General features: G+C 65.8%; 5 protein-coding genes. 3 read left to right on the top strand and 2 right to left on the bottom strand.

The window, feature by feature from the left end; all coding sequences use genetic code 11:
- Window positions 1–347 precede the first annotated feature (347 nt).
- Window positions 348–785 carry a TipAS antibiotic-recognition domain-containing protein gene (locus ACYVK3_RS21060; RefSeq protein ID WP_460499317.1) on the bottom strand — a complete coding sequence of 146 codons (438 nt, stop codon included), beginning with the start codon at window positions 783–785 and terminating at the stop codon, window positions 348–350.
- Between the two features lie 183 nt (window positions 786–968).
- On the opposite strand from ACYVK3_RS21060, the gene aac(3) reads away from it, so the two are divergent.
- Both aac(3) and ACYVK3_RS21070 read left to right on the top strand, forming a co-directional pair.
- Window positions 969–1,784, top strand: coding sequence for an aminoglycoside 3-N-acetyltransferase (aac(3), locus tag ACYVK3_RS21065; RefSeq protein ID WP_460499318.1), 816 nt, complete (start codon window positions 969–971; stop codon window positions 1,782–1,784).
- A gap of 187 nt (window positions 1,785–1,971) precedes the next feature.
- Window positions 1,972–2,301 (top strand): SDR family oxidoreductase, encoded by a 330-nt coding sequence (locus ACYVK3_RS21070; RefSeq protein ID WP_460499319.1) that lies wholly within the window; start codon window positions 1,972–1,974, stop codon window positions 2,299–2,301.
- Window positions 2,302–2,728: 427 nt separating this feature from the next.
- Here the strand turns inward: ACYVK3_RS21070 and ACYVK3_RS21075 are convergent, their stop codons facing one another.
- Window positions 2,729–3,226, bottom strand: a complete 498-nt coding sequence (locus ACYVK3_RS21075) for an STAS domain-containing protein (protein WP_460499320.1) — start codon at window positions 3,224–3,226, stop codon at window positions 2,729–2,731.
- 617 nt (window positions 3,227–3,843) lie between these two features.
- Here ACYVK3_RS21075 and ACYVK3_RS21080 point away from each other — a divergent pair.
- A complete protein-coding gene (locus ACYVK3_RS21080) occupies window positions 3,844–4,656 on the top strand; it encodes an alpha/beta fold hydrolase (RefSeq protein ID WP_460499321.1) in 813 nt (270 codons plus the stop codon).
- The last annotated feature ends 219 nt before the right edge of the window (window positions 4,657–4,875 follow it).

Consider the following 4,875-nt stretch of genomic DNA (forward strand, 5'->3'; position numbering starts at 1 on the left):
CGAGGTGACTTCGCGACTACCTCTGGATGTTTTCGCTGGTAGACCACGGTAATCGCTGTGCTCTTCCAAACCAATGACGCGAGTACGATTCTCGTCGCCCACTCAACGCTCTGAACAGGGAGAACACCCCGGTTCCCATCACTAGGTCGAACCGGGGTGTTCTGGTAACCAGGGTAGTCACGCAGGTAATCGGCCACCGTGCGTCAAAACCTGTGGCTGGTTCGTGGCGAACATTTCGATCCTGTCTATGATCCCGCTTGCTGTCGCGGCCATGCCTTAAGAGAGTGACCGTCTGAAGAGTCGTAGAGGAAGAACAGCGGTATCGGGGATGTTCACGATGATACCGGTCAGTCCTGGTCCGTCATGCGCTCGGCGTTGGCGATGACCGCAGTTCTGAACCACTCCGCCGCGCCGGGTCGGGTGTCCTTCTCGATCCCTTCCCGGAAACGGTCGTCCTCCACGTACAGGTCGGCCTTCTGCACGTGGAACCGATGGTCCATTTCGTAGAACCATCGCGATACATGCAACCGCGAGGCCTCGGCCACGTCCATGGCCTCCGTGCTGCGCGGATCGGCGCCGGCGTCCATGAGTTCACGGATTCGCGCCTCGATCGCCGCGTTGTCGCGATTGATCTCCTCCCATTCGACCTTGCCGTAGGCGGCGACCCTCCGAGCGGACTCGGCGAACGCCTCCGAGTCGCCCCAACGCTGCTCGGCCTCGTCAAGATATTCGTCCTCGTGCTCGGCGAAATCGCCCCACACCTCGCGCTTTTCCGCTGTTGACATGGGGGTCCGCATCTTTCTCTCCTTCATATCGCCAAATTAGCGGTTGACGTAGCGTCAACCGCAAGTCCAAAGGTCTTACCCGGACCAGAAGCCCTACGGGGCCGGAGGCGGCCCTTCCTCTCAGAGAGTCGTTGCTGGACTACCCGGCGGTGCCTTTCAGTGAGGATCGGTGAGAATGGGCCGATGGACGAACAGAGGGCGGCGAAGCCGCTGACCCGGTCGAGTCTCGCGGCCGACCTTCGCAGGCTCGGGCTCGCCGATGGCGATGCCGTGATGATCCACGCGGCCTTCGGGAGCGTCGGCACGGTCCTCGGCGGCCCCGATGCGCTCGTCGACGCGGTGCTCGACGTGATCGGCGCCGAGGGGACACTGCTGAGCTACCAGGACTGGGAACTGAGCGCGGACGTCTGGGACGAGGACGGCCGAGTGCTCGAGGCCCTGCGCGAGCATGTGCCGCCGTTCGACCCGGCCACCGCCCGCCCGGCGCGCGACCACGGCATCCTGGCCGCGACGATCGGAACGCGACCGGGCGTCCTCAGAAGCGGCAACCCCGGCGCATCGGTCGCGGCCCTCGGCGCGAGCGCCGAGGCCTTCACCGCCGACCATCCGCTCGACTACGGCTACGGGGAGGACTCGCCGTTCGCCCGCCTCGTCGCCTCGCGCGGCCGGGTGCTCATGGTCGGCGCGCCGTTGGACACGATGACCCTCCTGCACCATGCCGAGCACTTGGCCGAGCTGCCCGGCAAGCGCCGCGTCCGCATCGAGTACCCCCTGGCCACACCGACGGGCACCCGCTGGCGCCTCGTCGAGGAGTACGACACCAGCCGGCCCGTCGTGGACGGACCGCCGGAAGACTACTTCGGACACCTCGTCGAGGACTACCTGGCGACCGGCGCCGGCCGCCGCGGACCGGTCGGCGCGGCGGACACCGTGCTCGCCGACGCGGCCGACATCACCGCGTTCGCCGTCGCCTGGCTCGAAGACCACTACGGACACTGACGACACCGGCATTCTCACGATGGCCCGTACATCCCGTGGTTGCGCCGCGCGATCCTGCCCAGGCCGGGCAATCCCGCTGAAACGAATCGGACTGGACCGAGGATCCGGTAAGGGCTGCCGCTCGACAGGGAGAAGTTCCACCTTCGAGTGATGGCCATGGTCCGCCCGCCCCGGAACTTCGCTTCACATGAATCAGGAACTCATCGCCGTCACCGGCGCCTCTGGAAAGATCGGAAGACGACTCGTCCGGCGGCTACAGACGGAGGGCCGCGCCGTGCGCGAGCTCTCTCGCGGTGCGAACGTCAGGTTCGGCTGGCACGACAGGTCCACGTGGGAAACGGCCCTGACCGGTGCCTCCGCGGTCTATCTCACTCCTCCGGACGAGCCGATCCCGGCGGACGACTTTGTGGCCGCCGCAGTGGCGGCTGGAGTCCGACGGCTTGTCACTCAGTCGGGCAAACGACTGCACCTGCTCGCTTCAGCGCTCGGGAACGAGGCGAGGCACTCGGGCCTGTGAACCGCGCAGCTAGCCGTCCAGAACTCTGGCGTCGAGTGGACCGTCCTGCAACCCAACAACTTCAACCAGAACTTCAGCGAAGGCATCTATAGGGAAGCGGCCTTGAACGGAGCACTGGTCCGTGGCCACGATCCCGTTCATCCTTCTCGACCGGAGCCGCCCGCACAGCGAGAAATAGGCAGACACCATGACGCGCCGGCGCAAACCGATCGCCTCGATTGGCGACGTAAACCGTTCTGAATCGGGGGCAGCCATAATACGGCCCTTCGTAGCGATGTGTTTGAAGGAAGGTGACCCGCACCTGATGAGAGACCAGTGCATACAGCAATAGTTCGCGCCTTGGCCCGGGTGGGCGCCGGCGTCGGTCATGTCGACCAGCAGGACCCGGTCGGCCGAGGAGCCAAGAGGACGACGCACCGCCTCGATCTCATGTGAACGTGATGGCGGGCGTGCACTTCGGCCACAACAATTGCATCGTGCGCAGTAGGCACGGCGGCGGGTGCTCGACCACGAGCTGCTGGTCGCTGTTTATCAGGCTCGCTGCGTCCACGAGCGCGCCGACCCCTCGGACATCGATGAAGTCTAGTTCGGTCAGATCCAACGAATACACTTCACGGCGCCATGTCGTCACGGCCTGCAACGCTCGTTCCCAGTCCCGGTGGCTGCGGACATCGACCGATCCGCTGGCCCGTAGACCGCCCTCAGGACTGGCGTATTCGCGGAGGCGCAACGGTTGCCCGGCAGCCAGTGGCGGAGCCGGACCGGGCCACGATGCGGTGCCGGTTCTCGTCCATTCGTTCTCTGCGTGCGTTGCCATCACGCCACCTTTGCCTGGCTGCGAAGCCCGAGTGATGTTCTGAGCTGCCGTTCCGCTCACGCCATTGCCGCTGACGCGGCGAAGGGCGGTCGTCCGCAGGTCGACCACGGGACCTTTCCACCATAGGCGCCTTCCCCGGGTCTTTGTTCGCAGACCGCGGGGCTCGTGCCAGCGGCCTCGCATCGGTCCCGGCTTTCGGTTCGCGTGAGAGGCAGCGCTTCGGTGCGTCCGGTCACCCGCGAGGATCTGGTAGGTCCGCCGCCCCAGCAGCAGCGCGTCCATGTGTTTCACCTGTTCCAACATGGCACTGCTGATCTCGGAGTTGACCAAGGGCACCTGGAAGCCGCCGCTGATCGGCGGGCGTCGTAACTGGCCGTTTCATGGAGTAACGGTGTGTCAAGGGCGCTGAACTATGGTGCGCGACTGCCACCCATATCGACCAAACAAAACATCAATCGGCGGAGCGAGGTGGAGAGCGACCATCCGGCCGTTAATTCTTCCCCGATCACTCCGGTTCGTTCCCTCAACAGCTCCGACGAGCCGTCCATACCGTGCAACACCACCAACAGCATGTCCGCACGGGATCGACGTACCCTCTCGAGTGCGAAAGGTTCACGGCCGCGTGGCCGTTCGGGTATGCTCGAGCGTTCCAGACGTCGCCCTGAACCAGCCCTGCCGAACCCGGACGAGGTACTACATTGCCGGGCACATGGAAACCGCGCTCCATGCGCCAGAAGTACAAGCTCGCGACCCGCGCGCCGAAGGCCGATCACCTCTTCGAGAGCCGCTGGGCGCGCGTGCGTGGGATCAGACTGCATTATCGAGCGTCCCGCAGCGCGGCGCCAGGCGCCGCACCAGTCGTGCTGGTGCACGGTATGGCGGTATCGCACCGGTACCTCATGCCGCTCGCCGCTCATCTGACGCCTCGATACGCCGTTCGCGTGATCGATCTGCCCGGTTTCGGTCTCAGCGACAAGACCGGCACGGTGCAGGGCGTGAGCGATCTCGCCGACTGGCTCGCGGACTGGCTGACCGCCACGGGCAACACCCCGGCCGTCCTCCTCGGCAACTCCTTCGGCACCCAGGTCGCCGTCGACCTCGCCGCCCGGTACCCCGGACTCGTTCGAAGCCTGGTCGTCGTCGGCCCCACCATGGATCCGCACGCGCGCACCATGCCGCGACAGGTGCTGCGCTGGCTGGCCAGTCTCCCTCACGAAGACCCGTGCCAGCTGCCGATCCTCGTCCGCGACCTCCTCGACGCGGGACCGTTTCGAGCCGTGCGCACCTTCCGCCAAGCGCTGCGCGATCCCATCGAAGCAAAGCTGCCCGACGTCCACGTGCCTACCCTCGTCACCCGCGGAGAGCATGAAGCCGTCACCTCCCAACGCTGGGCCGAACAAGCGGTCAGGCTCCTGCCGCGAGGCGAACTCGCCGTCATCCCGAACAGCCCGCACGACGCGACGTACACCGCCGCCGCCGAACTCGCCGCCATCACCTTGCCGTTCCTCGACCGCACCTCCCGCCAGCCTTCCCCGTGATGGGACGATACTGCGAAAGTGCTGTGAGTTCCGGTCAGCGACGGATCGATCGCCTGCCTCACCCGCGGGCTTGATCGTCCATGACGCCTGCTAGCCGTGGTCACTCATACCCCTTCCTCGCCGGGCGGTTTCGGCACCGTCTATGACTGGGCAGGAGGCGGGCGTTTGGTCAGCGCGCGGTCAATCGCCGCCGCTGCCGGCATCCTCCGTCTGCTCATC

The sequence above is a fragment of the Glycomyces tarimensis genome, assembly GCF_054776215.1.

Coding starts and splice junctions, on each gene's coding strand:
- ACYVK3_RS21080 (WP_460499321.1), top strand. CDS start 3,844: ATGCGCCAGAAGTACAAGCTCGCGACCCGCGCGCCGAAGGCCGATCAC.
- ACYVK3_RS21070 (WP_460499319.1), top strand. CDS start 1,972: ATGAATCAGGAACTCATCGCCGTCACCGGCGCCTCTGGAAAGATCGGA.
- ACYVK3_RS21060 (WP_460499317.1), bottom strand. CDS start 785: ATGTCAACAGCGGAAAAGCGCGAGGTGTGGGGCGATTTCGCCGAGCAC.